The organism is Treponema socranskii subsp. socranskii VPI DR56BR1116 = ATCC 35536 (genome assembly GCF_000468115.1).
Lineage (GTDB): Bacteria > Spirochaetota > Spirochaetia > Treponematales > Treponemataceae > Treponema_D > Treponema_D socranskii.
The window spans coordinates 116,445-142,704 of the sequence record NZ_AVQI01000067.1; the positions used below are offsets into that span (position 1 = coordinate 116,445).

27 protein-coding genes, 2 tRNA genes and 1 other RNA gene are annotated in these 26,260 nt (G+C 48.0%); 17 read left to right on the forward strand and 13 right to left on the reverse strand.

All coding sequences use genetic code 11. The annotated features are described in order from the left end of the window. Positions 1-26: 26 nt before the first annotated feature. Positions 27-99 (reverse strand) — tRNA-Pro (locus HMPREF0860_RS09260). Positions 100-273: 174 nt separating this feature from the next. Further along, positions 274-347: transfer RNA gene (locus HMPREF0860_RS09265), tRNA-Asp, on the reverse strand. Positions 348-610: 263 nt separating this feature from the next. On the opposite strand from HMPREF0860_RS09265, the gene HMPREF0860_RS09270 reads away from it, so the two are divergent. From HMPREF0860_RS09270 to HMPREF0860_RS09330, 14 genes are all read left to right on the forward strand, one after another. Beyond that, on the forward strand, positions 611-1,075 hold the full coding sequence (locus HMPREF0860_RS09270) for a MarR family transcriptional regulator (RefSeq protein ID WP_021329174.1): 465 nt from the start codon (positions 611-613) through the stop codon (positions 1,073-1,075). Further along, positions 1,072-1,965 (forward strand): 4Fe-4S dicluster domain-containing protein, encoded by an 894-nt coding sequence (locus HMPREF0860_RS09275; RefSeq protein WP_021329167.1) that lies wholly within the window; start codon positions 1,072-1,074, stop codon positions 1,963-1,965. The genes HMPREF0860_RS09270 and HMPREF0860_RS09275 overlap by 4 nt, the downstream gene beginning before the upstream one ends. Positions 1,966-1,977: 12 nt before the next feature. Then, a complete protein-coding gene (locus HMPREF0860_RS09280) occupies positions 1,978-2,436 on the forward strand; it encodes a flavodoxin family protein (RefSeq protein ID WP_021329169.1) in 459 nt (152 codons plus the stop codon). A gap of 11 nt (positions 2,437-2,447) precedes the next feature. Continuing rightward, a complete protein-coding gene (locus HMPREF0860_RS14290; protein ID WP_156001961.1) occupies positions 2,448-2,678 on the forward strand; it encodes a hypothetical protein in 231 nt (76 codons plus the stop codon). A gap of 161 nt (positions 2,679-2,839) precedes the next feature. Beyond that, entirely contained in the window at positions 2,840-3,616 is a 777-nt protein-coding gene (locus HMPREF0860_RS09285) for a metallophosphoesterase family protein (RefSeq protein ID WP_021329098.1), read from the forward strand. After that, on the forward strand, positions 3,613-4,302 hold the full coding sequence (locus HMPREF0860_RS09290) for a tyrosine-protein phosphatase (RefSeq protein WP_021329133.1): 690 nt from the start codon (positions 3,613-3,615) through the stop codon (positions 4,300-4,302). Before HMPREF0860_RS09285 ends, HMPREF0860_RS09290 begins: the two co-directional genes overlap by 4 nt. A 107-nt stretch (positions 4,303-4,409) precedes the next feature. Next, positions 4,410-5,687 (forward strand): sugar ABC transporter substrate-binding protein, encoded by a 1,278-nt coding sequence (locus HMPREF0860_RS09295; RefSeq protein ID WP_021329173.1) that lies wholly within the window; start codon positions 4,410-4,412, stop codon positions 5,685-5,687. 72 nt (positions 5,688-5,759) lie between these two features. Then, complete coding sequence (locus tag HMPREF0860_RS09300; RefSeq protein ID WP_021329103.1) at positions 5,760-6,662, forward strand: carbohydrate ABC transporter permease; 903 nt, start codon at positions 5,760-5,762, stop codon at positions 6,660-6,662. Positions 6,663-6,664: 2 nt separating this feature from the next. Beyond that, positions 6,665-7,510 (forward strand): carbohydrate ABC transporter permease, encoded by an 846-nt coding sequence (locus HMPREF0860_RS09305; protein WP_021329161.1) that lies wholly within the window; start codon positions 6,665-6,667, stop codon positions 7,508-7,510. Positions 7,511-7,517: 7 nt separating this feature from the next. Then, the gene (locus HMPREF0860_RS09310; RefSeq protein ID WP_021329111.1) at positions 7,518-8,363 is read left to right on the forward strand and encodes an MBL fold metallo-hydrolase; all 846 of its coding nucleotides are present in this window, start codon (positions 7,518-7,520) and stop codon (positions 8,361-8,363) included. Between the two features lie 15 nt (positions 8,364-8,378). Further along, positions 8,379-9,356, forward strand: a complete 978-nt coding sequence (locus tag HMPREF0860_RS09315; protein ID WP_021329213.1) for a LacI family DNA-binding transcriptional regulator — start codon at positions 8,379-8,381, stop codon at positions 9,354-9,356. 65 nt (positions 9,357-9,421) lie between these two features. Beyond that, positions 9,422-10,528 carry a tyrosine-protein phosphatase gene (locus HMPREF0860_RS09320; protein ID WP_021329214.1) on the forward strand — a complete coding sequence of 369 codons (1,107 nt, stop codon included), beginning with the start codon at positions 9,422-9,424 and terminating at the stop codon, positions 10,526-10,528. A gap of 210 nt (positions 10,529-10,738) precedes the next feature. After that, the gene (locus HMPREF0860_RS09325) at positions 10,739-11,188 is read left to right on the forward strand and encodes a hypothetical protein (protein ID WP_038080153.1); all 450 of its coding nucleotides are present in this window, start codon (positions 10,739-10,741) and stop codon (positions 11,186-11,188) included. A 201-nt stretch (positions 11,189-11,389) separates the two neighbouring features. After that, positions 11,390-11,617 (forward strand): hypothetical protein, encoded by a 228-nt coding sequence (locus tag HMPREF0860_RS09330; RefSeq protein WP_021330002.1) that lies wholly within the window; start codon positions 11,390-11,392, stop codon positions 11,615-11,617. 247 nt (positions 11,618-11,864) lie between these two features. Here HMPREF0860_RS09330 and HMPREF0860_RS13835 read toward each other — a convergent pair whose 3' ends face one another. From HMPREF0860_RS13835 to HMPREF0860_RS09360, 8 genes are all read right to left on the reverse strand, one after another. Beyond that, entirely contained in the window at positions 11,865-12,038 is a 174-nt protein-coding gene (locus tag HMPREF0860_RS13835) for a hypothetical protein (RefSeq protein ID WP_156002055.1), read from the reverse strand. Between the two features lie 174 nt (positions 12,039-12,212). Beyond that, positions 12,213-12,592, reverse strand: a transfer-messenger RNA (tmRNA) gene (gene ssrA / locus HMPREF0860_RS13620). Positions 12,593-12,711: 119 nt separating this feature from the next. Continuing rightward, entirely contained in the window at positions 12,712-13,260 is a 549-nt protein-coding gene (locus HMPREF0860_RS09335; RefSeq protein WP_021329995.1) for an ATP-binding protein, read from the reverse strand. A 136-nt stretch (positions 13,261-13,396) separates the two neighbouring features. Continuing rightward, entirely contained in the window at positions 13,397-13,735 is a 339-nt protein-coding gene (locus HMPREF0860_RS09340; RefSeq protein WP_021330003.1) for an anti-sigma factor antagonist, read from the reverse strand. A 17-nt stretch (positions 13,736-13,752) separates the two neighbouring features. After that, positions 13,753-15,393, reverse strand: coding sequence for a PP2C family protein-serine/threonine phosphatase (locus tag HMPREF0860_RS09345; RefSeq protein ID WP_021329998.1), 1,641 nt, complete (start codon positions 15,391-15,393; stop codon positions 13,753-13,755). A gap of 60 nt (positions 15,394-15,453) precedes the next feature. Next, the gene (locus HMPREF0860_RS09350) at positions 15,454-16,380 is read right to left on the reverse strand and encodes a hypothetical protein (RefSeq protein ID WP_021330008.1); all 927 of its coding nucleotides are present in this window, start codon (positions 16,378-16,380) and stop codon (positions 15,454-15,456) included. Further along, positions 16,377-17,084 (reverse strand): metallophosphoesterase family protein, encoded by a 708-nt coding sequence (locus tag HMPREF0860_RS09355; RefSeq protein ID WP_021330006.1) that lies wholly within the window; start codon positions 17,082-17,084, stop codon positions 16,377-16,379. The genes HMPREF0860_RS09350 and HMPREF0860_RS09355 overlap by 4 nt, the downstream gene beginning before the upstream one ends. Beyond that, positions 17,084-18,448, reverse strand: a complete 1,365-nt coding sequence (locus HMPREF0860_RS09360) for a tetratricopeptide repeat protein (protein ID WP_021495698.1) — start codon at positions 18,446-18,448, stop codon at positions 17,084-17,086. The genes HMPREF0860_RS09355 and HMPREF0860_RS09360 overlap by 1 nt, the downstream gene beginning before the upstream one ends. Positions 18,449-18,655: 207 nt before the next feature. On the opposite strand from HMPREF0860_RS09360, the gene HMPREF0860_RS09365 reads away from it, so the two are divergent. The 3 genes from HMPREF0860_RS09365 (at position 18,656) to HMPREF0860_RS09380 (ending at position 22,502) form a co-directional block, all read left to right on the forward strand. Further along, the gene (locus tag HMPREF0860_RS09365) at positions 18,656-19,426 is read left to right on the forward strand and encodes a tetratricopeptide repeat protein (RefSeq protein WP_051169932.1); all 771 of its coding nucleotides are present in this window, start codon (positions 18,656-18,658) and stop codon (positions 19,424-19,426) included. A 320-nt stretch (positions 19,427-19,746) separates the two neighbouring features. Continuing rightward, positions 19,747-20,394: a hypothetical protein gene (locus tag HMPREF0860_RS13355; protein ID WP_021330001.1), complete on the forward strand. Its 648-nt coding sequence runs from the start codon at positions 19,747-19,749 to the stop codon at positions 20,392-20,394. Further along, entirely contained in the window at positions 20,352-22,502 is a 2,151-nt protein-coding gene (locus tag HMPREF0860_RS09380; protein WP_331270935.1) for a tetratricopeptide repeat protein, read from the forward strand. Before HMPREF0860_RS13355 ends, HMPREF0860_RS09380 begins: the two co-directional genes overlap by 43 nt. Before the next feature lie 11 nt (positions 22,503-22,513). Here HMPREF0860_RS09380 and mutL read toward each other — a convergent pair whose 3' ends face one another. From mutL to xseA, 3 genes are read right to left on the reverse strand one after another with little or no spacing between them, the layout of a single operon-like run. Beyond that, complete coding sequence (mutL, locus tag HMPREF0860_RS09385; RefSeq protein WP_021330009.1) at positions 22,514-24,427, reverse strand: DNA mismatch repair endonuclease MutL; 1,914 nt, start codon at positions 24,425-24,427, stop codon at positions 22,514-22,516. After that, the gene (gene xseB / locus HMPREF0860_RS09390) at positions 24,424-24,702 is read right to left on the reverse strand and encodes an exodeoxyribonuclease VII small subunit (protein WP_021330004.1); all 279 of its coding nucleotides are present in this window, start codon (positions 24,700-24,702) and stop codon (positions 24,424-24,426) included. The genes mutL and xseB overlap by 4 nt, the downstream gene beginning before the upstream one ends. 20 nt (positions 24,703-24,722) lie before the next feature. Next, positions 24,723-25,961 carry an exodeoxyribonuclease VII large subunit gene (xseA, locus tag HMPREF0860_RS09395; RefSeq protein ID WP_021329996.1) on the reverse strand — a complete coding sequence of 413 codons (1,239 nt, stop codon included), beginning with the start codon at positions 25,959-25,961 and terminating at the stop codon, positions 24,723-24,725. Between the last annotated feature and the right edge of the window lie 299 nt (positions 25,962-26,260).

The window sequence follows — 26,260 nt, forward strand, 5'->3', positions numbered from 1 at the left end:
TAGTCGTAAAAATAAGGAATCAGCAGTCGGGCAAGGCGGATTTGAACCGCCGACCTCTTGGTCCCGAACCAAGCGCGCTACCAACTGCGCTATTGCCCGTTCGTCGGTTATTCCGGCGTGAAAAAAATAGGGCTGTTCAAAAACTTCAGTTTTTGAACAGCTTCCTTGATTTTAGGTGCGATGTTTAAAATTAAATCATTACAATACACAGACTTAATTTTAAACTCGATAGGCTGTCGAAAAAGTAACCGACTTTTGAAACAGCCCTTGTTACGGGAGCGACGGGGCTCGAACCCGTGGTCTCCGGCGTGACAGGCCAGCGCGATAACCAGCTTCGCTACGCCCCCGTGATTTTTATACTATAGCATAATTTTATTTTTTATGTCAAGTGTCGTAAAAACATATAACCGATTTAAAAAACCTTGTAAAAGAAATCGTCGTAACGTAAATCTCTGAACGGTCTCTAAAACGGGAGAATCTTTAAAAAGATATTTCAAATCGGCGTATTTGTTTTAGTTGCTAAACTATATTGACAAAAGGCTGCGGCGGGTGTATATTTGTTTTAGCGGCTAAAATATACTGACGGAAGGTCATAAAAACGGACGGCACGATGCACGACATACAAAGCTTTATGGAGCTTACGGCAAAGATTCAATACCGGATCAATGCCAACGATAAAAAACCGAAGCGCTTCGGCACCGCTCACCTGCTTTATCAGAGTGAAATACATTTTATCGCAGCGATAGGTTTGTCGGACGGATACAGCGCATCTGAGCTTTCGGAAAAACTCGGCATTACAAACGGTGCGGTAACGCAGGTTTCCGATAAATTGCTGAAAAAAAAATTGATACGAAAATATAAAAAAGAGGGGAATAAAAAAGCCGTCTATATTACATTGACAAAAGAAGGAGTGCGTGCGTATAAAAACCACGAAAAATTCCACGACGGTTTTAATAAAAAAATTACGGCGTATTTAAGTTCGCTTTCGAAAAAAGAATTTTCGGCGATAGCACGCTTAGCGGAATTGGTAAACGAAAACATACCCGATTTCGATACAACGGAGGATATCGTATGAAAGCCGTCGTAATCGTATTCAGTCCTGCGGGACATACGCTCGCCGCCGCACGGATGATTGAAAAAAGTATTGAAGCGAGGGGAGGCGAAACCGACATCGTCAACTTGACAAAAGACGATACTCTGTTGTTCTCTCCGGTCGGAAGCGAAAATCTCGCGGCGAAAGCGGGCGAGTTCGACGCTCTTTTTGTCGGCGCTCCGGTATATGCCGGTCACGCGGAACACACGGTATTGCGTACGATCGCGATGCTCCCGCCTCCGGACGAAAGAAGATCAAAGATTGCCGTGCCGTTTATAAGCTACGGAGGAGCGCATTCGTTTGTCGCGTTGGAAGAGATGGGACGCGCATTGAAACGAAAAAAATACGTGCCGGTTTTGGGCATAAAAATCGCTTCGTTTCATACGCTGAGCAGAAGTTTTCGCACAAAGATATTGGAAGACCGGCCGGGCGAGACGGAGCGTTGTGTAATAGACGACGCCGTAAGCAAAGTCGTCGATCTGTGTGCCGACCCGAAATCGATACGGGACGGCAGTGCATCTTTTGCATATACTAAAATGCCCATGCGTTTTATATTAAAAATACTTTCACAGGAAAGAATTCATGCGAAATTCAAAACCGTGTCGATCGTATACGAAAAGTGCCGCGTATGTAAAAGATGTATAGAGGTGTGTCCCGTCAATAATTTTGTTTTTACGGACGGTATCGTGTCGGTGAAAAATCAAAAAAATTGTATTCTGTGCGGGGAGTGTTTTTACAACTGCGCAAGCGATGCGATCGTTTTCGACTACCGTAAACTTGCAAAAAAGCGATTGCGTGACGGCGAGGTCGTTTTGGAAAGTCCGCTCTCGGCCGTATATCCTGACGAATACGGTTATATACGGGAAAAATAGGAGGTTTGAATTATGAATGAAATTTGCATTGTGTACGATTCTCCGCACAAGGGAAATACGGAAAAGCTGCTTTTGAAAATCAAAGAAAAATATGCGGATACGGCTCTTGTTAAAGCGGCCGATTGCACTCCCGAAATTTTTTCCCGCTATGACGTACTGGGATTTGCATCGGGAATTTATTACGGAAAGTTTTCTCCGTCCGTTTCGGCCGTGCTCGAACAGGCGATTAAAAGCGATGTAAAAAAATTGTTTTTTATCTATACGTCGGGAGCGGGCAGGTCAGGGTATGAAAATGCACTTCGGGCTAAAACGGAGAAAAGCGGCAAAATCTGCTTGGGTATATTTTCCTGCAAAGGTTTCGATACCTACGGTCCTTTTAAGCTTATCGGCGGATTGAATAAGGGCAGGCCGAACGAAGACGATTTCAGAGACGCGATTGCATTTTTCGAAAACGATATTTTAGCGATTTAAATTATTAAAATATCAAGTGTTTCCGAAATTTATTAAAGCAGGGAAGTCGTTTTTCTGATTTTGAGCGTGCCGCCGATTTTAATTTTCGAATAACTCTTAAATCGGTTAAAGATTATTTGCGCTCTTCGCGTCCGGCGGCGGTAAACCTTTCGTGGGCTTTAGAGCGTATGAATACGGTTTGTGTTGAGCATAAAAGCGAGCCCGATAAAGAATATACTGGAAGCGCTTTTGAGCGACGATGATCAACAGTCTGTCGCGTGCTCCGGCGCGGCGAAAACGAGTGTCGAATTCCGCGTCCCTTGAGCGCGCGTACCGTGAGGGCGGCGATTGCCGAACGACGTGGTGATTTTAATATGTTAAACGATTGACATATACGGGTTTTGTGCTATACTCGTTTATACCTATGCGCGTACTTTTGATTTCCGACGTTCACAGCAATTTCGAAGCCCTTTCGGCCGTTTTATCTGCAGAAGCGGGTTTTGATTGGGTTTGGTGCGCAGGAGATTTTGTCGACTACGGCATTTCACCGAAGCCCGTTATCGATTGGTTTCGTAATCATAGAGCGGAGAGCCGCCTTGTCAAAGGCAATCATGATGAGCATTTGGTAAATGTATGGAAATCGGGAGTATCGAAAACTATTGCTCCGATGCAGTTTAAATGGGTTCATCAAAATTGTCTGCAGCTTGATGCCGCCCGTGTGTCTTTTTTAGATTCGCTCCCTGAGATTATTTCGTTTGAACAAGATGGTCGGTATTATCTTATGGCGCATCGTTTCGATAAAACCGTTCCGTATCGCGATATAAACAGTATCGAAGAGTTCGATGCATTTTGGAATGCAAATACGCCGGAGTCTTATCATAATGCGTTTGAACGCCGCATTATTGTCGGGCATACGCATCGTCAATGCGCCCATTACCTGTACGGAAACAGGATGTGGATAAATCCGGGAAGCATATCATATCGCCGTCCCGACGAACACGATAAAAGTGCGCAGTATGCCGTTATAGAAGACGGTACGATTATTTTCAAAAGAATACCCTATGATCGCAGCATACAGTTTGCTGCTGCGGAACAATACGGGAAAAATAAATCGATGATGGAAACGGAAGTGCAGGATTTTTATTTCTTTTTCGGAGATGCAAAAACGACGCGGGATCCGCTTCCGACAGGAGCTGTATGAAATCCTACAGACGGCTGCATTTTGACGGTATTGAAAATTTTCGTGATCTCGGCGGCTGGGAATGCAGCGGCGGCGGGATGACAAAGTACGGGGTATTTTACCGTTCGACGGAACTCGCAAAAGCAACGAAAGCCGACTTGAAGCGTATTGAAGATTTGGGAATACGGACAATCCTTGACTTGCGGCACCCGGCGGAAACGTCGGCACGACCCGATTGCCGACCGAGATCCTGTGTTTATAAAAACATATCGGTGCAGGGGTCAATTCGGCCGCATGAGCTCAATGTACACGGAGATGTGTATATGACGCATACGCTGCACCATATGTATCGACAGCTTCTCACGGTGAGCGGTGATGAATTCCGCAAAGTGCTGTTTTTTTTGGCGGATGCCGAAGGGCCGGTGGTGTTTCATTGCGTTGCGGGAAAGGATCGCACGGGACTTACCGCGATGTTTTTATATACGATTGCAGGAGTCGATGAAAAGGATATCGTCGCGGACTACGAAGTGAGCCACACGTATATCAAAGGCTTTATGACCGACGTTTCCGGTTCTCACTATATGAATATGGAAAAGCTGCTCGCTTTTTTGCATAAAGCTTACGGCGGTGCCTCGCAGTACCTCGATGCGATCGGCGTAACTGAGGAAGTGCGCCGAAAAATTTACAAAAAATTTGTTATGAATTAATTGTAATGCGATTCGGTTTATATGCCGGATCGAACAGATAAATTTGTTTTTATAGAGGGAGCCGTAGGTTCTCATTTCTTAATAAAGATTTTTTGGAGGACAGCTTTATGAAAAGATGGATAGCGGTTTTGCTTGCCGGCAGTGTGGCGGTATCCGCCGTTTCGGCGCTGGGACAAACCGACGGTGCGCAACGCAAGCAGGACTTTGTCAAAGTATGGGTAAGCAGCGGTGCCGAAGACGGTGTGTATCGAAAGCTTTTTGATACTATCAGAACGACTTCGGGCATTACGATTAAAGACGAATATTACCCGAAAGACGAACTTGACGGAAAGCTGCAAGTAGCTCCTGTTGTCGGAGACGCCCCGGATATGATTATCGTCGATTATTTGCAAATGCCCGCGTATTATGAAGCGGGACTCATAGAAGCGCTCGATACATATATGCCCGCATCTTTAAAAAGCGATTTGATTCCATCCGTCGTTGCCGAGTCTTCGTATCGCGGCAAGCTTATTTCGACGGCACAATTCGACGCCGGTATGGGGCTGTGGGCAAATAAAGCGATGCTCCAAAAGGCGGGGGTACGCATTCCGGTAAGTTATAAAGAGGCATGGTCGAAAGCGGAATTTGAAGATGTACTCAAAAAACTCAAATTGAGCGGGGTTCCGTATCCGATTTATATACGCCAAAATAAACCGTCGACGCTCTATTTTACGTATATGCCCATCCTTGCAAGTTTCGGCGGCGATTATATCGACAGGAAAACGTTTCATGCAAAAGGAGTGCTCGACGGCGCGAATACGGTAGCCGCTTACGATTATCTCTCGTGGCTTTTAAAGCAGGGATATCTCAACGGCCGATGTGATTACGAAGATGCATTTTACGGTAAAAAAGAGAGCGCGCTTGCACTCATCGGTCATTGGAAATATACCGATCATGTAAAAAATCTCGGAGACGATGCGATAATCATTCCGACGCCGAATTTCGGAAAAGGCGTGTTTACGTGTTCCGGTTCAACCGTATGGGCTATGACGACCGCCGCAAAACAAAACGGAATTGCGGATGAAGTATGGCGGATTTTGCAGATGAGTCTTGAACCGGCGAATATCAGAATTGTTACCGATTTTAACGGAGCCATTCCGTCGCGAAAATCGGTTATGGATCAAGTTGCAGCTTTGCAAAAAGGCGGACGGTTGTATTTGTACCGTGAACAACTTGAAGCCGGTATTTCCGTTCTTCGGCCTCTTACTCCGGCACACATGACGATCTATACGGCCATGCAGGCGGCGACGGGAGACATCATTCACGGTGCCGATGCCAAAACAACGCTTAGTGCCGCAGCGAAAGAAATCGATGCCGTCATCAAAGAAAACGGCTGGGACAAGTAGGAAGAAGGCTGTCCTAAAACTGAAGTTTTTGGACAGCCCCTTGCTTGCAGCTATTTTATGGAGGAAGGCGGCATGAAGTCTTATTCCAAAAAATTAAGCGGATTGCAGAAAAGTCAAGCCCGTACCGCGCGGATATACTGCATTCCCGCATTTTTGTGTATTTTTATTTTTTATTTTTTTCCCTTTGTTCTCGCGGTCTTTTATTCGTTTACGAATAAAATGCTCGTACCGAGGATGGGTAAGCCGACCGATTTCGTCGGCTTGCAAAATTATCTGCGCCTGTTTACGAATGAAACGGCGGCGATTGCATTTCGTAATACAGCTTTATATGCACTCATGGTTGTTCCCGCCGTTCTCTTACTTGGAACGATCCTCGCCGTCTTTGTGAATAAGCAGCTTACCGGCGTAAAAGTATTTCGAGCCGTATATTTCAGTCCGCAAGTCGTAACGATGACCGTCGTTGCCGTAGTATGGTCGTATATTTTTTCTCCGGGGCAAGCCGGCCTTTTAAATTCGTTTTTAGGCGTATTCGGCATTCCGCCGCAGACATGGCTGCAAAACGGGAATCAAGCGCTGCCGTGTCTTGCATTTATGTATATATGGCAAACTCTCGGTCTTGAAATGGTTATTATACTCGGAGGGCTTCAGTATATTCCGCATGAATTGTATGAAGCGAGCTATCTCGACGGATGTTCCGTAGCGCAGAGATTTTTTTATATCACAATTCCAATGCTGCGCAATACGCTCGTGTACGTGCTTATATCGGTAACGATCGGGTCTTTGAAACTTTTTACGCAAGTGTACGTGCTGACGAACGGCGGACCGAAAAATGCTACGGTATCGGTTATCTATCTTCTCTATAAAGCGGGATTTATCAACAATCAAGTCGGATATTCTTCGGCGATCGCCGTCGTATTCTTTTTGATCGTTTTTGCCGTTTCGCTTATGCAAAATCATTTGACGAAGGAGAAGTGATTGTGACATCGATTGTAAAAAGAACGACGGCAAAAGTCGTATATTATATTTTATACATCCTCATTGCATTGATTTTTATATTGCCGGTTTTTTATATGTTTATTTCATCGGTAAAAGACGATATGCGGATTGTGGCGGATATGTCCACGATCAAAGCATTTATTCCGACGTTGCATCCTTCATGGGAAAATTATGCAGAGATTGTCGGCAAAGTAAAATTTTTTACGTTTTTTAAAAATTCCGTCGTCGTTGCCGTTATCAATGTCGCCCTCGTAACGATTATCAATGCGATGGCCGGTTATGTTTTGGGTATGCTTGCGTTTAAGGAAAAGAATTTTTTGCTGGCGCTCGTCATCGCCCTTGCCATCATCCCGACCGAATCCGTCATCATCAACAGATTTATGATTGTTAATAAAATGCATTTGCTTAACAGTTATATCGGACTTGCGCTTCCGACGGCCGGTTATCCGATGCACATATTTTTGTATTACAATCATTTTAAAGGTATGCCGCAGGAACTTATCGATGCGGCTATCGTCGACGGAGAATCCTATAACGGAATCTTTTGGAAAATAATGCTGCCGCTGTCAAAGCCTATTATGGCGACGGTCGCGATTATGAGTTTTGTACGATCGTGGGGCGATCTGCTTTGGCCGACACTTGTAACGCGAGATGAGACGTATCGTACGCTGCCGCTCGCACTGCGGGCACTTTCTACCGACGTCCATATTTTCTGGGGACAGATATTCGCGTTCGCCGCTCTCATGACGCTGCCCGTGCTTATTGTCTTTATCGTATTTCAAAAGCAGTTTATCGAATCGCTTACGATGACCGGTATTAAGGGGTAGGTGCGTTATGATTCGAATCCGTTATCTTGGAACGGGTGCGGCAGAAGGATTCCCCGCTCCGTTTTGCGAATGCGCTGCCTGTGAAAAAGTGCGACGACTCGGCGGTAAAAACAGAAAAACGCGCAGCTGTGCGCTTGTAAATGAACATATACTCATAGATCTGTCACCCGATATTTTTATGCAGAGCTGGGAAAACCGCCTGCACCTTTCCGCCGTAGATACGATTGTCTTTACGCATTCGCATGACGATCATCTCGATCTTATGTCGCTGATGCTCAGATGCAAGAGCGGCGCAACCGTGCTGCTTCACATCGATGAAAACGATAATTATATTTCGGTATGGGGAAACGATACCGTTCGGAAAAAAATTAATAAAAAATTTTTTGAAGAAGTTCATGCCGATCCGTCTAAGCTGCGTTTTTCGAAGATATCGTACGGAGTACCGTTTTCCGTCGGAGACGTCGAATTTACCGCATTTGAAGCGAATCATATACAAGGTGAAGATTGTTGCATTTTTGCTCTTTCTGACGGAACGCATTCGTTTCTCTACGGTAACGATACGGGGTTTCCGCGTGAAAGGACATTCGATGCATTGAATCGGTTCGGAAAAACATTTTCCGCCGTAAGTCTTGATTGCGCACGCGGTACGCTGCCCGGAGATGCACACATGGGATTGGCCGAAGACAAAAGGTTTTGCGAACGACTGCGAGCATGCGGTCTTATTGACGCGTCGACGGAAATATACCTCAATCATTTTTCGCATATGTGCGGTTTATCTCCCGATGAATTCGCTTCTCTTGCCGAAAAAGACAATATGCATTTAACCTATGATGGTATGGTCATCACCGTATAAGAGCGGAGTTATGTTTTGGCTACGATAAAAGACGTTGCGGAAAAAGCCGGAATAACGGTGACAACGGTGTCGCGCGTTCTCAATAACAGAGGCTATATCAGTACGCGGACACGAGAAAAAGTATATAACGTTATGCGCGAACTCGATTACCGTCCGAATGAAATAGCGCGTGCGCTTGCGCAAAAGCAGACGAAATTTATCGGAGCGATCGTACCGTCATTGCTGCATCCGTTTTTTTCTGCATGCATCAATTATCTCGAAAAATACGCATTTCGAAACGGATTTAAATTGCTCGTGTGTAATTCACAGCAAAACAGTAAAAAAGAAAGCGACTATATCGATATGTTAAAATCGAACAAAGTGTCGGGTATCATTCTCTGTACGAGAAGCGGTAAAATTGCAAGCCGTCTCGATCAATTTCCCGTCGTTACGATAGAGCGCTCGATTTCCGATTCGATTCCGGCCGTTTTATGCGATAATTATCGAGGAGGTGTCTATGCCGCCGAATTGCTGTTGGCGCAGGGCTGCAAGCGTCCCGCAATTTTCAGCGGCATTCCGCGCATAAAGCTTCCGGCCGATGATCGGGCAAAAGCGTTTGAAGATACCTGCCGAAAAGCGGGCGTCGCGCCGGTCGTCATTGCGACAAGCGAAGAGCAGTTTAAAGATTTCGATTATCGCAAAGCGATAGATGATATGTTTAACGGAAACAGACGATTTGACGGAATCTTTGCAACGAGCGATATCATCGCAGCGCAATTGCTTCAAGCGTGTGCGGCAAGAAATATATCGGTTCCGGAAAAATTGAAGATAATCGGTTTCGACGACACCGATATCGCCTCTCTCACGAGTCCTCCTCTTACAACGATTCACCAGCCGGTCGAAGATATGTGCCGCTGTGCGCTTGAAATTATTATTAAAAAAATGAAGGGTGAAACGATTCCTGCCCAAACGATTTTTCCCGTCACACTGATACCGCGCGGTTCAACGTTTTAAATATTTCTCTCCCGTGTTCGAACTCGGCTTTTTGTGATATAGTCGGTAATCATGGAGGAATAACGATGAAAAAACAAGTACGCGTGATGCCGATTGCATTGCTCTTTATCGCCTCTCTTTTTGCGGCAAGCTGCGCGACGATAAAAAAAGTTTCCGCGGAGTCTCCCCGCGCGGGCGTTCAAACGACGGTTTCGTCGATCGACAAATACGGAAACTGCGCGCTCAGCATTACGCAGGATGAATTTACCGCAGCGGGTTTCGAGCCGGGCGACATCGTGTCGGTAAAGGCGGGCGCTTTCGCGTTCGATGCTCCCGTGTGTACGAATTACAGCGACGTCGATAACGGAAAATACCTCATCCGTTTGAGCAAGGAAGGCGTTTCGTTCGCAATCAATATGGGTAATTTTGTCAAAACGAGCGGAGCTGCAGCCGGCACTCCCGTCGCCGTCGCGATGAAAGGGAAGGGCGCATACCTTGCCGACTATAAAATCCGCCAGCTTAAAAAAAGCGAAAACAGAAGCGACTATGCATCCGACGAAGTTTTTGCCAATTTTCGCGAAGTAAAAGCGGGATGCATTGCGTCCGGCCGCTTGTACCGATCGTGCAATCCCGTCTACGGTGATGCGCGCGCCCCTTATGCCGAAAAGCTCATACAGGCGAACGGCATAAAAGCTGCGGTAAACCTTGCCGACAGCCGCGAAAGCGCTTGGAAACACATCGATGAAGCGCCGTATTACAAATCGCTTGCGGAAAGAGGCGATGTCGTTTTTCTCAACATGGGCGTTTCGTTTGCCGACGAAGATTTTATTAAAAAATTGCACGACGCTCTCGTCTTTATCGGCGAAAAGAAAAGCGCGTCTTACCTCGTTCACTGCAATGAAGGAAAAGATCGTGCGGGCTATGTATGCGCTTTGCTCGAAGCGCTGTGCGGCGCGACGCTCGATGAAATCAAAGCCGATTATATGACGAGCTTCGAAAATTATTTCGGCGTCAAAAAAGGCACGGAGCAGTACGATATGATCGGAGGCGTCATTATCGGTACGCTCGTATCGATCAACGGAGGACGAAGCGTTACCGATCGGAACGTCGGAAAAGTCGTCGAAAATTATCTTCGCACGAAGGCCGGCCTTACGCGAGAAGAGATCGACGCCGTGCGTGCGGCGCTGCAGTAGGAAAGTGCGGCGCCGGAAATTTTACGCATATTAAATTAAAGATACGGACAGGAACGGTAATTACGATAAAAATCGTTACTTGCTTTATATTAAAACCGTGTATATTATATTTAGCAGAGGGTATCAATAATTATGAGAAAAATTCTATTTATTACTTTTGTTTTTATATTTATTTCTTTAAACGCTTGTAATATTACCGAGCCGAACAGAATGGAAAATGCGACGGTAACGAATAAATCTTCGATAACACCGATCAATTTTAAGATTGACGGAATTACTTACAGTGTATCTAATGCCGCAGGCAGCAGTATTACGATACAAACAAGATGGACTGATGCTGTTGAATTGTTGAATAATCCGAGAGTTTTAACTAATAAATATTATAATTATTCAAACGGCGATAAATTAAAAATAGATTTCGTCGATATGCCTGTGTATAAATTTACGATAAAAAACAATTCAAATTCTAATATAACGCTTAAAGAAGCGAATAATTTATTAACCGACACATACGGCGGAACGCTTACGTTGGCGGCTCATACGGAAGAACAGAATGTCAATATTTATACTGAACATCCTCTTTTATCAGTTGTAACACCGACAAATATTTCTTTTACGATTAAAAGAGACGGTAAGGTTATTATTATCGAAGAAGTTTAATAAATCTTCAAGTAATATTTTTTATCGTTTTTATCAAAATAATTCTCATAACGATAACCGCCGACATCGCAAGTGAAATCAAATCGTATGTCGTTGGGATTAAGTGCAAATTTGAATAATATCCCTAAAATTGCTTGACGTAGAAAATTGTGATATAACTGTGAATGCGGCAAACGAAATCTTACGGGGGGGGGGCGAAAAATGACAATTCAAGATTTTATCGGTGAACACAGCGCAGATTTTGACACATACGAAGTCCGCCCCGATTGGCACGGAAACAAGATATATTCAGTATGGCTGAAATCAAACGAAGGGGCTTGTGTCGGCTATCCGCAATATGCCATTGACAACGGAAAAACAATCAGGCTTTCAACTATCGAAGAAACAATAGCCATTATGGAAACAGATATACCGAGCACCGACGATTAAAATACCCGCTTAGCGCTGCGAGGATTGTCGGAGTGCGGTTTTATAACAATACTTGAGAAAATAATAGCCCTGCGTAATTGCGGGCTTACGGGAACGAAGCTTAACGAAATTATGAGCTACCGTTGCTCAAAGCCCGGCAAAGATAAAACGATAACGAAGCTGAAACGTATTTGGGCGCTGCCTATAAAGGAAAGCGCGGAAAATAAAGCGGCACGCGAGAGGTTTAATAAATTAAATTGCTTGAACGTTAATTCTTTCGAAACAATAGTCCGAGCGCGACGAGTAAATCGAGTTTTTCGGGAGCGACGGACGGGAGTTTATCGTCAAGGCGTTTATGAACGGCTTTAACGAGAAGCCATACGAGGTAGTAAAAGCCTAAAACGGCGCCGATTATCACGGCAAGAATAAGTAAAGCGATCATTGCACACCGCGTTTTTTAAGCGAGCGCTTTATAAAAGGAGAAAGTAAAATTGAAACAATTTTACCGATAAAACCGCCGATACATGCGCCTATAATACCGGCAACGAGAAGATACAAGATGGTAAGAAAAAAAACCATATTATCACCCTCGTCTATAGTATCAGTATAAAATGAATTTTGGAGATGGGGGGAATTGAACCCCCGTCCGGGTACGTAAAACAGGTACATCTACAGGTGTAGCTGTGCGAGGTGATTGTCGGGAGCGTTTAACGGCACAGCAGGTGTCCGCTCCGTATTCCGATAGATGTCCTGCGTACATATCGGACACTGTACGCAGCAAGCTCCGGTTTACGACGGAAATCCCGCCAGCTCAGAGCGGCGCGGACGGGTTTCCGGCTCTTTAAGTCGCCGCTTACGCAGCAAGAGCTAACTGTTCGTCTTCAGACACGAAGTCTTCTTCACGTTTGGCAGTTATGTTTTTTTGCGTTTTCAAAGGAAACGCGGCCTTACCTGCAGTACAAGCTTTCCCGTATCCGTCGAAACCGGTGCACCCCCGATTTTACGGCATACATTTCAAACTTGTCGTTCATTAAAAAAATACTCACGCAGCTGATTTTTGTCAAGAGCACATTTGCAAAAAAAGCCGTTTCCAAAAGCCGTGTTGCCTGCGAGTCTCAGTGTATGACGTGATGCTTTTGCTTAAACTTTTTCAGCATCGCGACCGCATTGCGTTTGCCGTTGAAGACAAATCCGCCGTTCCAATATTCGACGGCTGCAAAGAGCGCATTTCCGCCGTCGTGCTCGTCGCTCGCTGCCGTTCGGAACGAAACGTAGTTTGCGAGGTCTTCGAAATTTTGCGTGCGCAGGCATTCGATTCTTTTGCGGTTGAATTCGTTCCACTCTTCAAGATTTTTAAAACCTTCGCCTTCGTCCTGTACGATGAGATGGGCGTGAGCGGGGCTGAACGAATACCAGACGGTTACTTTTTTATTCATGTCGCAGCGGTTGCCGTGTTTGACGGCGTTTTTGATCACTTCGCTTATCTGCTGTTCGAGCAGGTTCAGCTCTCTGATTTCCGTCGGCGCCGACTGGACGATCAAAAGCGTAAAATATCTGATCTGTCTGAAATCCGACGGAAAGGTTTTTACGAGCATGTTTTCCGTATTGAACAGGGGATCGTTATCGTCCGAGTGCAGTTCTTTTATCTCTTCTTCGCGTGCCATAGGACAAACTCCTTTTTAAATGTTCGTTTTGCAATAAAGCTCTGTAATAATTAAAGATTTATAAAAAACGAAAGAAGCGCCGATTTATGCGCTTATCGCTTTCATCGGTGCTTCTTAGATAAAAGCAAAGAGCATCTTATTCTTTGACCATCTGCAGCGCTTCTTCGATGCTGTTTGCGATCGGAAAATATCCGGTCAGCTTTGTCAATTCGATAACTTTTTTTACCGAACCGTGAATATTTGCAATGGAAAGACGCAGATTCATCTTTTTGATCGTCGAACAGATATAGATGAGTGCGCCGATTCCCGACGAATCGATATAATCGACCTGTTCCAAATTGATGACAAAGAATTTGACGTTTTTTTCCAGCATCTTCATGACGAGCTCTTTGAGCTTGTATGAATTATACAGATCCATCTCTCCGTTTACATCGATGATGTAGATGTCGCCGTTTTTCCGGATTTTCAGTTCCATAGATATCCCTTCCTGTTTTACCGAATTTTTATAATCAAAAGGCTTTGATCGTCGTATTGCTGTGCGGTACCCGAATGGAGTTGTACGTCCGCTTTTACACGTTCGGCAATTTCCGCTCCGGACAATTCGCGATTCGTTTTGATAACTTGCATGAGGCGTGCTGTTGAATATTGTACACCGGATTCGCTCAGAGATTCAAGTAAGCCGTCCGTACAGCTTACGAGAATGTCGCCGCTTTGCAGCTGTACGGTTATTTCGTCGAATACCGACGTCTTTTCGACGCCGAGCGGTTCGTTTTGTTTCGACAGCTGCGACACGTCGTCCGTTTTCGCGGTATAGACGAGCACCGGATTGATGCCGCTCGTCGAAAGCCGGGCTTCCCGCGTTAAAGGGTTATAATCGACGAGGGCGACACTCGCAAAGTGATCTTCAATGCCGGTCTCCGCGCAGAGCCCTCGGTTGATCCATTTTAAAATAGAAGCGGGGCTTTGCGGAGAAGGTGCGAGCATACGCAGCATCGTGCGAATCATCACCATGACGCTGAACGAATTCATGCCTTTTCCGACGACGTCGGCCATGACAAAGAGCGTACGGTCTTTCCGCACCGGCACGATATCGTAATAGTCGCCGCACACGTTTTCGTTTTGCACCGACCACGCTCCGAGCGATACGCCGAGCATTTCGGGTATCTTTTCGGGGATGAGTTTTTTTTGAAATTTCGCTGCGGTATTGCCTTCTTCCGTGAGGCTACGTTTTTCGCTGTAGTCGAGGAAGCTCAAAAGCGTGCGGAGCGCCGAAGCGGCCGCATCGGTAAGCGTCTTTGTACGTTCGAAATCGATTTCGGAAAAGCTCTCTTTTTTCGGATCCCGCGACAGCGCCGAAACACCGATCGTTTTGCCCTGTATGCGGATCGGAACGCAGATATAGGAGCCGCATGCGAGGAAATCTTCCGGCCCGTTTTGATAGATGCGCGGATCGTGAGAGGCGTCTTTTATAAGTACGGCTTCGCCCGACGACGCAACATCTCCGAAAATTGTGTCGGAAAGCTGAAACTGCATATAACGGAAATTCGCTTCGACGCGTACCGGCTTGTGAGGCAGCGTATCGGGCAGCCTATACGGCGGCGGAAACGAGCCTGTCATGGAACGGACGGTGAGAAAATTGTCGAATTCGTCCGACAGGAGGATGACGCAGCCGTCGGCCTTTGCCGCTTCGGTGAGCTTTGCATTGAAGTAGTCGAGAAATTGGCTCAAGCTGTTGTCGAGCGAAAAAAGTTCGGCCGCCTTTGCCGCAAACTCTTCATTCGTATCGATCTTTTTTTCATACGATATGTTTGCAAGCGAATCGAGCTCGGCTTCGGAGCTCTCTTCCGGCTCTTCTTTTTTTTCGCGCTTTCGGGGAAAGCCGAATGCGAGAATGACAAAATAGGGCAGCACGAACAATTCCGAAACGAGCATGGCGGCGACGAGGTATATGCTGAGCGAAGAGCGGAGCATATAGATAAGGCCTGCAAAAAGGATGCCGAGCGCGACGTACAGCACAAAACTCGCTTTTGCCGTATTGCGGTACCGTATGACGACGAGCAACAGGAATAGAATCGTGAGCAATACCGCTGCCGTTATAATCGGTATGTGTATAAAAGAATCGATCGAATACAATTTTTAACTCCACATACTATACAATATATTTAAATATTTTATCATTGAAGCGATACGCAGTCAAGGTGATTTTATTTCCCTTTTAAACATGATGCGTTCGATGCCGTTTTTTATGCGGGCAGTAAAATGTACTCGTTTGCTGCGCGTAAAGGACTGCACCGCTTCGTCGAGCTGCACGCCGTCTCCGAATTTTTCCCGCAATTCTTCCCAATACAACATAATCCACACGTAGAGGTCGCTCTTCGTGTGCTGCCTGAAATAACGCATGACGTGCCTGTCGTCTATCGCTTTGATTATCGGAAGATAGACGTCCTCGAACCACGACATAAGCGCATCCGCTGCCGACATTTCGGCGCCTTGTTTTTTTTCGATATACGCTTTGTGCGTCAGTATGTGATTATAGATGATATCGTACTGTCCTGTCGATGTAAAATCGAGCGACCAAAAATCGGTGATGTCTCCGAAATTCGTTTCGGTGTAGAACACCCGTTTTTCATACGAAATGATCTCTTTTATCATCGATTTCAGCGTGTACGCGGGTTTTAATTTTATTTCGCTCTGCAATGAAACGATTTCCGCGTCGATGAATTCGATGCCGCGCGCTTTTGCGACCGAAACGCGGTGATTGCCGTCGCGCACAAAATACAGGCCGCCGAGCTCGTACACTTTTATCGGCGGCAGGATGATCGATTCGTATTGCGCCGCATCGACGTGTTTCCAGCGTTCGCGCAAAAATCCGCTTTTCGGAAAAAAACGGTTATCGAAATCTTTATAGCGGCCTTCGCTTCCGACGATCTTGTCGAGCGGGATAGTCTTTAATCCGACGTAAATTTCGTCTTTCGGTTTTAAAAGCGATTTTATTTCCGAAAACGAAATGAGAGACGCTTCTTCGGGATTTAAAAAATGCTGTATTTCGTTGAACAGCGCTTTGCTGTGCGCTTTATTAAAATCTTCATCCGTCTGCAACGAAAACAAGCTACCGTTCATTGCGATCCTCCCGTTTTCGGAAATTCGATGAGACAGTGCGCGTATGCGTTTACGACTGTCGTTGCGCCCGATTCGGTGATGCGGCGGGTGCGTATATCGTACAGGTGGATGTGCCCGTGCACGAGATAGACGGGCGAAAATTTTTTTATGAACCAGTTGAAGCATTCGAAGCCGACATGGCACGGATCTTCTTTGTCGTGAATGCCCCTCGGAGATGCGTGCGTTAAAAAGATATCGAGATATCTGCCGTAACGCAGTTTGTTCCACAGAAGAGAAGGGATCATACCGATGAGACGGCGCTTCATCTCTCCCTCGCTGTATTGGTTGAGACCGTTGTTGTATTTCCGCGATCCGGAAACGCCCGCGATAAGGAGCGGCGTCTTTTTCCCCGTTACGGGATCGGCAAACGAAAGCGTTTTGTCGCGGATGACGCGGAACCCGCAGTAAGCGGCTCCGTGCCCGTGCGTTTCCCCGCGCTTTTCCGCAGGAGCGTGAACGCTCGAATGATAATAGTGAAATTCGTTTAAGTTGTGATTGCCGAAGATAAAGTATGTCGGTTTATTGAACATCGATACGATAAAATCGACGTAGTCCATCGGTAAATCTCCGGCGCATAAAATCATATCGATATCGGAAAACAGCGACGAAGCGTTTTGATTATAGATAAGCGGATCGATCATATCCGAAACGCAGAGTATTTTCATTATACACCCGATTTTTTCAGTGCCTGTTCAAGCTGCTCTTTACCGATAAGCTCGACGGGCCTGCCTTCCGCAAATGTGCGCGCGCTTCGAGAAAAATCCGAACTTGAAAAAATATATGCGCGTGAACAGTTCGTCCCCTTGAGGTCGTCGAGCGCTTGCCGCACGACCGAATCTTCGAGCGGATCGGAAAAACGGTAAAAACGCAGCAAGTATAATTGCTTTCGCACGCTCATCCAGTCACCATCTCGTTCCGTCGCGATGATTTGGCATCCCCACTTTGCCGCGTCGGAACGCTGGACTGCGAACGACAACGCGTTTTGTGTGAGCTTTGCGCACATCGCCGTAAAGTCTTCGTTGCCGCATGTGAGGTAATCTTTGAGCGCGTCGTTCGTCTGTATGTCTTTGTATTTTGCAAGCTTTGCCGCGACGTCGCGGAACGCGTGATTTTTTTTATAGATGATTTCCCACTGTGCTATCGCGTTGTCGATTTGCCGCAGCACTTCAAAGCACGCGGCCATACAATAGCGCGCGTGCAGCGTTTCCTGTTTGATGCCCGCTTTGTCGAGTTCGACCGCGCGACTGAGATCGATGAGTGCGCTGTCGGGACGGCCTGCAAGCATGAGGCTGATGCCGCGTTCGATGAGCGAGCGTTCGCGGTATTCCGTACTGCGCTGCGCTTTTTCAAAGGCTTTGACGGCGCCGGCGTAATCTTTATTTTCTTTTAATATCTTTCCGAGGTAGTAATAATTCGAATACGCTTCGGGATTTAGAGAAAGGGCGAGATCGATTTCCTTTTTCGCTTCGGCAAATTGTTTTGCATTTGCGAGGAGGAGGGCAAGGGAAGCGTGCGCTTCGGCGCGGCGCTTATCGAGGGCGACTGTTTTGCGAAACAATGTGAGCGCAGTATCGGTGCGATTTTGCTTTTCGTAAATTTTTCCCGCACTGTAATACGCGTCGGCATTTTCCGGTTCGAGCTTCGTGAGCAGAAGAAATTCGCGGAGCGCGTTTTCGTCCTGATTGCATTGCAAGTACAACGCTGCGAGGTTTTTTCGGAACGGAACTTCGGCGATGTCGTCTCCGAAGACGGCGTTTTCGCTTACGGTTTTGTATTCCATGAGCGCGAGCTCGGCTCTATTTTCGGCGAGATAGGCTTTGCCGAGATAATAGTGGACGAGGTAATTTTTCGGCTCCTTTGCGAGGATCTGCTTTGCGAGTTTTTCGGCTGCGGAAAGTTTTTTTTGTTTTATGAGTTTGAGGATGTTTTCGGCGCGTTTCGGTGCGAGTACGGATTTTGTGAGAAACAACAGCAGTCCCGCGATAAACGCTATGAGCGCTGCGATAACTGCGATTTGAATCGGCTCCATAATAAATCCTCCGTATGAAATGCGGGATGCGGAACATATCGATTTTCGAAAATGCCGCATCCGTGCGCACAAACGCATTCGAAAAAATATGTATAAAACGGTCTTTTGTAAAATTGTAAATTGCTGTATACTAGATTAGTAGATTTATTAAACTCTGTCAAATGACCGATAATGGAGAAAGGTTGTAATTGAATGCGGAACGGTAAAATGAACCGATACATTAAAGGAGCGATTCTTTTTTTGCTTTTTGCAGCGCCGTTGTTTGCGGAAAGCGAAGGAGAGCGTCTTTTTAAATCGAATGATCCGACTGCCGCTATCCCGATTCTCGAACGGGAGCTTTCGTCGGGAAGCGCTTCGGTCGCCGCGTATAATTATCTCGGCCTTTCGTATTATCAAACGGGACAGTACGACAAATCCGTCGCGGTCTTTGAAAGGGGACTCGCCGTACCGGGTACGGACAAAAAAGTGCTCGCATACAATGCGGGCAACTCCGCATTCGCCGCGGGGAATTACGCGAAAGCCGACAGCTGCTATTCACTTGCGCTGAGCGCTTCTCCCGATTTTGCAAAAGCGCTTTTGAATCGGGCAAACGCGCGGCTCAATCAGATGCAGCTTGAGGGTGCGCTCGGCGATTACGAGCGTTATATCGAAAAGGTGCCGGGTGATCCGCAGCGGACTGAAATCGAACGCGTCATCGCGCTCATCCGTGCCGAGCTTGTAAAGCGGGAAGAAGATGCGAGGGCGGCTGCGGCTCTGGAGCGGATGCGCAGAGAAGAAGAAGCGCGCATGTATGCCGAGCAGGAGCGCGTGGCGGCCGATAAAGCGCGGCGGGAAGCCGAGGCGAGGGCTGCCGAAGAAGCGCGCAAAAAAAAGCTGCTCGAAGACGTAGCGAATTCGCTGCGATCTACGAATGCCGAAAATATGACGGGTGGGGCGGAAGATACGCTCGGCTACGAAACGGAACCGGAACTCGATTGATGTAGTGCAACGGGATATTTTTATAGGTCGAATGACGAGTTTTGAAACTATGAACTGATAAAACTGTGCTTGCGGCGAGAACTTCGTTCGCTGCGCTCACTACCGAGTTTGCTCTGCAAACTCGCCGTGTATGCCGCTTCGAGCTTTTTAAGCCAGGCTTTCGTAAGCCTAACGCTCGAAACGGCACGCAGCCGGAACCTTGCCTTTCGCACGATTTTACTTGTTTGCAAAACTCGCCATTCCGGCATTACGCGAAACTGATGGAAAATTTTGAGTTTTAGAAAACTCGAAATTGAACTTTTATAGCAAAGGAAAGGGATATGGCAAAGACAAAGACGACTGAAAAAACGGCTGCCGTAAAAAAGACGGCAAAAAAGGCGCCGGTTGAAAAATCGGTAACGCCGGCAGTTAAAAAAGCTGTCGAAAAACCGGCCGCAAAAAAGGCGGGCGCCAAAAAAACAAGCGCAAAGATGCCCGTCAAAGCGAGCGTAAAAAAAGCCGATGTAAAAGCGACGGCAAAAACTGCGCCCAAGACGGCTGCAAAAAAAACGACTGCAAAGGCTGCCGCCAAACCGGCGGTAGCGGCATCTGTAAAAATGCAGGCGGCTAAACCTGCTGCCGAAAGCACGCGTACAAAACCCCGAGCTGCCAAAAAGATTGTACCGGAAAAGCCCGTTGCAAGTGAAAAATCGGTTTCCGTGAAAACGTCTGAAAGCGCGGATGTTCGTAAAGCGGTCGACACGCTTGTCGCATCGAAGCCGATTTTCGGCGATGCGCCGGTATCGGTGCATACAACCGAGCAAAAAGAGCCGGTGAAAAAAGTATCGTTTGCCGATTTTTCCGCCGGAAGCAAGCCGGCAAGTCGAGATGCCGTCGAAAGCGAATCCGAAAAAAAATTGAATAAAAAAATCGTCATCGCGATTATCTGCGCGGCAGTCATCATCGCCCTTATTGCGGTTTTTTTTTAAATAGATCCGCTTTATCCGGTTCAACATCCGCTTCACGCGGCGATGCGCTCGCTTCCGTTCAGCTTTACATGGACAGCGGCGACTACGATCGCGCGCAGAGTATTCTCGAAAAGCTGCTCAAAAAGGATCCTTCGGATGCCGAAGTACGAAAATTGCTCGATGAACTCGCTTTATTAAAAGGCGCAAAGTCCGGCGACGGGGCGATGCAGGATGAGCTTGCGCGCAGTACGGCCGAAGCTCAGAAGACGCAAAGAGAACTCGAAGAATTGCTCTCTCGCGGAAAGGGCTCGGGTGCAGATGCCGCGTCAAATGTCGATGCGGGATCTGCTCAGCGGACGGGCGGACGCGATGCCGCATCCGAGTCTTCAGCCGATCGAACGGTGGCGCAGCAAAAGGCGCGCGCGGCAGAAGATGCCGCCCGGCGGGAAAAAGAGGCCGCTGCCGAACGGGAGCGAAAAGCGAAAATCGCCGCACAAAGGGAAGCTGAGGCAGCTTTGGAGCGCGAGCGGAAAGCCGAAGCAGAAAAGGCGGCAAAGGCGCTTGCGGCGCAAAAGCAAAAAGAAGAAGCGGCACGCAAAGCAGCCGAAGAAGAACTTGCGCGCAAAAATCGTGCGATTCAAAGGGAAATCGACGGCGTAAATACCGAAATCGCGCAGGGCAAATCCGATTTGACGGCAAATAAAATCGATTCGGCTCTCAATCATTTCGGCAAGGCGCAAAAAATGCTTCCGATTTCCGCAGGCGAGCCGCTTTTTTCAGGCAGTAAAAATTCGGAAATGGCGTCCGCGCTTTACGACGCTTCCCAAAACGCGGCATCGGATGCGGACAAAAGGCGGCTTCGCGATGCGGCCGTCGGCTATGCCGAAGAAGCGATCCGAAAAACGCCGAACGATGCCGCTTCCCACTATGTGCTCGGTATGGCATCTTTCGACACAAAGAATTATCCGAAAGCGCTCGACGAACTTTCCAAAGCGGTGCAAAACGACCGATCGAATGCTCTCTATCACTATAACCTCGGACGCGCACAATACCTTTCGCGCCGCTACAGCGACGCCCGCTCATCGTTTCAGAGAAGCGTCGATTTGGACGGACGATTTGCGCCGGCTCAATACAATCTCGGACTGGCAAACTTGAGAACGGGAAACGAAGCCGAAGCGCTGTCTTCTTTCCGCCGTGCACGGACGACCGATGCGAATTACGAAAAAGCCTATCTCGAAGAAGCCCGCCTTCTTTCAAAGCAGGGCGATCACAGCGGGGCTGTCAGCGCGTACAACAATGTGCTCCGCGTAAACGATGTGAACGGCAACGCGCTGCGCGAACTCGGTTCCGAATACTACGCGATGGAAAATTACGCCGCATCCGAAAATTGCTATCGCCGTGCGCTCGCGCTTTTGAGTCCGACGGAAGAAGACCCGACGACGTACTACAATCTTTCCGCAACATTGTACGCGGAGCACAAAGATGCCGAAGCGATTACCTATGCAAAGCGCGCCTACGCTTCGAAGTCGTCACTCGGCAATGCCGCGCAAGCGAACATCGTATACAATTATGCGCTTATGCTGCAGGAGGCGGGAAAATCCGAAGAAGCGATTCCGCTCTACGTCGAAGCACTGCGCTTAAATCAAAATCACGAAAAATCGAAAATCAATCTCGGAAAAATGTACCTCGAAATGAATCCGCCCGACGTCGATACGGCGCTTAAGCTTTTCAGACAAGCATACAATGCGGACAATAAAAGTTTCGAAGCGAACAATAATCTCGGAAGCGCATACCTCGCAAAAAAAGATTATAAAAATGCGATTCAATTTTATCAAAACGCGCTGCGCCTCGATCCGTCCAACAATACGGTGCGCTCGAATCTCGCGCAAACCTACGCGAGCGACGGTCAGTTCGACAACGCGAAAACGACGTACACCGAACTGATCAAGCGCGACGGCAGGAATTGGGATGCATATATCGAACTCGGAAAAGTATGTATGTCGACGGGAGATACGGCAGGCGCGGAACGATATTTGAGCGAAGTGCAAACCAAGCAGCCGAATCACCGCCGCGCCGAAGTGACGGAGCTTTTGTCGGCGCTTCGAAACGGCGGCGCTCAGGCAAGATAGCAGGCGGACATTTACGTGCGCTTTACGAGGGCGAAAAGCTCCGCCCTCGTTACCGCCGTCCACACGGGTCTTCCGTGCGGACAGTGCGGGTCGGGGAGGGTGAGAGCCTTTTCCGCCAAATCCGAAGCGGCCGCATCGTCAAGCACATAACCGTCTTTAACTGCGGCTTTGCACGCGGTCATAGCGGCGATCTCGGAAATGACGTCTTCCGGGGCGACTCGCTTTTCGAGAAGGGCGCGGTACAGATCGTTTTCGCTTCCTTTCCAGCGCTCCGGCACCGACCTTATCTCCCACACTCCGTTTCCTTTGTTTTTTGCCGCAATGCCGGCTTTTTTCATCTCATCCCGTATGCGCGTCAAATAGATATCGTCCGCCGCGTTTTGCGTAACGATTTCATAGGGAACGAGAAGCGTTTGACTTTTTCCCTGATTTTGCATAATGGCGTCGTAGAGAATCCGCTCGTGAGCCGCGTGCTGGTCGATGATATACAGCGTATCGCCTTTTTCGGCAACCAAAAAAGTGCCGAGCGCGCTTCCGAGAAAGTGAAAACCGCCGTTTGTTGTTTTGATTTTTTCGGCTGCGTTTTCGATGTCGTATAGTTTTGTTTTGTCTGCCGCATCGCTTGCCGTGCCGTCTCTCGTTTCATCGAACGAAAGCGCTTTTTTTGCAAGTTCAAGCGGTACGTCCTGCGCTTCGTGGTTTATCGAATAGCGCGCTTTGTATGCATCGGTTTTATATTCGCGGGCATAGGGATTCGTAAAGTCACCTGCGCCGCGGTGCATGACGATGCGCGAAAAATCTTTCGCCTGCCGGATCGAGTCTTTGTTTTTTCCGTACGATATGCCTTTTCCGCTTCCGCCGGCCGCATCGAAATCGAAAGATTGAAAATTGTTAATTTCATCGTTGCGGTCGTTTTTCATTTCGCGCAGAGTATATTGATGAAAAAAATTCCGCAAAGCTCCGCTTACGCCGTGGTGCAGGCTTGCGATGTCGCGGAAGCGCGCTTCTTTTTTTGCCGGGTGAATATTGAAGTCGACAAGATCGCTTTTCATCGTGACGAAGAGGGCGGCTGCGGGATAGGTGCCGTTCGGAAAATAACCTTGACCGCCGTACTCGATCGCCTGTACGAGCGAATATTCGGTAATCCTTCTGCCGTTTACGAAGATGTATATGTCTTTTTTATTTGTGCGCGATACACCCGGTTCTCCGATGACGCAGGTAAAACTCCAGTCGGGATTTTCTCCGCCCGAAGAGCCTGAGATTTCGTAAAAGAGAGAAGCGTTTTCGGAAGGGAGCGCCGCTTCTACGAATCGCTTTTTTAAACTCGTGCCAGCTTCGAGCGTTATGCGCCGCTCGCCGTCCGCAGTAAACGAGAAGGCTATGTCCGGCCTCGCAAGCGTCTTTTCGATAAACGTGTTTTTGCACATGAGCGCTTCGGCTGCCGGGCGTTTTAAAAATCTTCTCCGCGCGGGAAAGTTTTCAAAAAGACCTTCCGCCTGTACGATCGTACCCGCAGTCGATGCACTCCGTTCGATGATGTGATCTTCCGTTACCGACGCCCGCATTTTCCAGCCGCCCGATATGATCGAAAGGCGGCATACGGCGGCGATCGACGAAAGCGCTTCTCCCCTGAAGCCGAGCGTCGACAGGCGCAAAAGATCGGTTTCCGTTTCGATTTTGCTCGTCGCGTGCGGCCGCGCGCAGTTTTGCAGATCGCTTTTCGTCATGCCCGAACCGTTGTCGACGACGCGCACTTTTTCGATGCCGCCCGAATCGATTTCGACGGCGATGCCGTCTGCACCCGAATCGACCGCGTTGTCCATGAGTTCTCGCACAATCGCATTCGGCCGGTCGATGACTTCGCCCGCCGCGATCTTCCTCGCGACTTCGGCGGAAAGCTGCCGTACCGGTTTCGCATCGCTCATTGACGCGTGCCCTCCTGCGGAGCGCCCGCCGTTCCCGTCGCTTCGTCGGTACCCGAAAAGAGATCGAGTTCGGGCGTATCCGCGCTTTCGGGTGCGGGTTCATTCATGAGCATTTGGATCTTTCCTTCGATCCTGTCGATTTCGGCTTCCATGCCGCGCGCGAGTTTTATGCCCGTTTCGAAATCTTTGAGCGCATCTTCGAGCGATATGTCGTCGCGCTTGATGTCGGCGGTAAGCTTTTCAAGCGTTTCAAGGTTTTTTGCAAAATTTTTCATGACAGACTCCTTGTAAATTATTAATTAATAATGTGCTTTGCCTCTGTGCATACGCTTTTGACGGTCGCCGTAAGTTGTCCTTTTGCCGGAACGATTTCAAGTTCCGCTCCGACTGCGACGAGCGATGCATCCCGCACGACTTCTCCGCTTGACGTATCTCGCACCATCGAATAGCCTCGTGCAAAAATTTTTTCGGGACTTGCGCTTTCGAGTACATGCGTACACAGGGCGATGCGGTGCTTTGCGTCTTTTAATTTTTCATCGATGTTTTGCAGCAGCGCGACTTTTGCGCCGTCAAAGCGCGCGAGGAGCGGCTGTTCGATAGTTCGGAACTGCAGTTCGAGGTTTTCGGGATTGAACGTGCGCACGACGAGTTTCATGTTTTCGACTTTGCGTTTTATTTCCGTATGGAAGGTATCGGCATAGGTTTGCAGCGTGCGAATGATATCGCTTTTGAGCGGAATTGCGGCTTCCGCTGCGGCCGACGGAGTCGGGGCTCGAAAATCGGCTGCGTAATCGGAAAGCGCCCAATCGATTTCGTGTCCGACGGCGGAAATCACCGGTATGTTCGATTCGTAGACGGCGCGTACTACCGCTTCGTCGCTGAAGGGAAGCAGATCTTCGAGGGAGCCGCCTCCGCGGCCGACGATAAGCACGTCGCAAAGCCGGAAATAATTTGCGACTTTTATCTGCCTCACGATCGTTTCCGCCGCGCCTTCTCCCTGCACCGTCGCAGGTAAAATGACCGCCGATACGCAGGGATTCCGCCGCTTCATAATCTGCAGGATATCGCGCAGGGCGGCTCCCGTCGCGCTCGTGACGATACCGACCGTTTTCGGAAAAAGCGGCAGCGGTTTTTTGTGCGCTTCGTCGAATATGCCTTCGGCGGCGAGGCGCTTTTTGCGCTCTTCGAGCATCTGTAAAATATTTCCCGCGCCTGCGATTTCCATGCGCGAAATGACGAGCTGATATTTGCCGTGCGGCGGGTATACCGTAAGACGTCCGGTACAGCGCACGAGCATACCGTCTTTCGGCGAAAACGAAAGAGAGGGCGTCGCGCTCCGCCACATCGCACATCCGAGCTGCGCACCTGCATCCTTCAGCGTCAAATAGATGTGGCCTGCGCTCGTCAGTTTGCAGTTGGAAATTTCACCTTCGACTATGACGGTAGCGAACGAACTTTCGATTGTTTCTTTGATGAGATTTGTGATCTGCGTGACGGAAAAAAACGCGGAGGCGTCTTGAGCCGAATGTGCCATAGCGGTAATTTTATAGCGTATGGAAAAACTGGTCAACGCGTGGGCGAGGTGTTGTCAATATTATAGAATAAAAAGTATTCCGCTGCAGTATCTTTTTCCCGTTTCACTTGGGAAAAAGTTCACTTTTAAGATGAAAAGGACGGAAAGCTATATTAATAATTAATAAATTTTCGAAAGGTGATTTCATTTGAGTGCTCAGTGTCTGAGCGAATATGGCCTGCGCGATGCTTTCGAGTCGGATACGATGCGAGTGCCGACAGGAGCGGCTGTGCTGCGGTGGTAAAAAAAAGTGTAAAAAA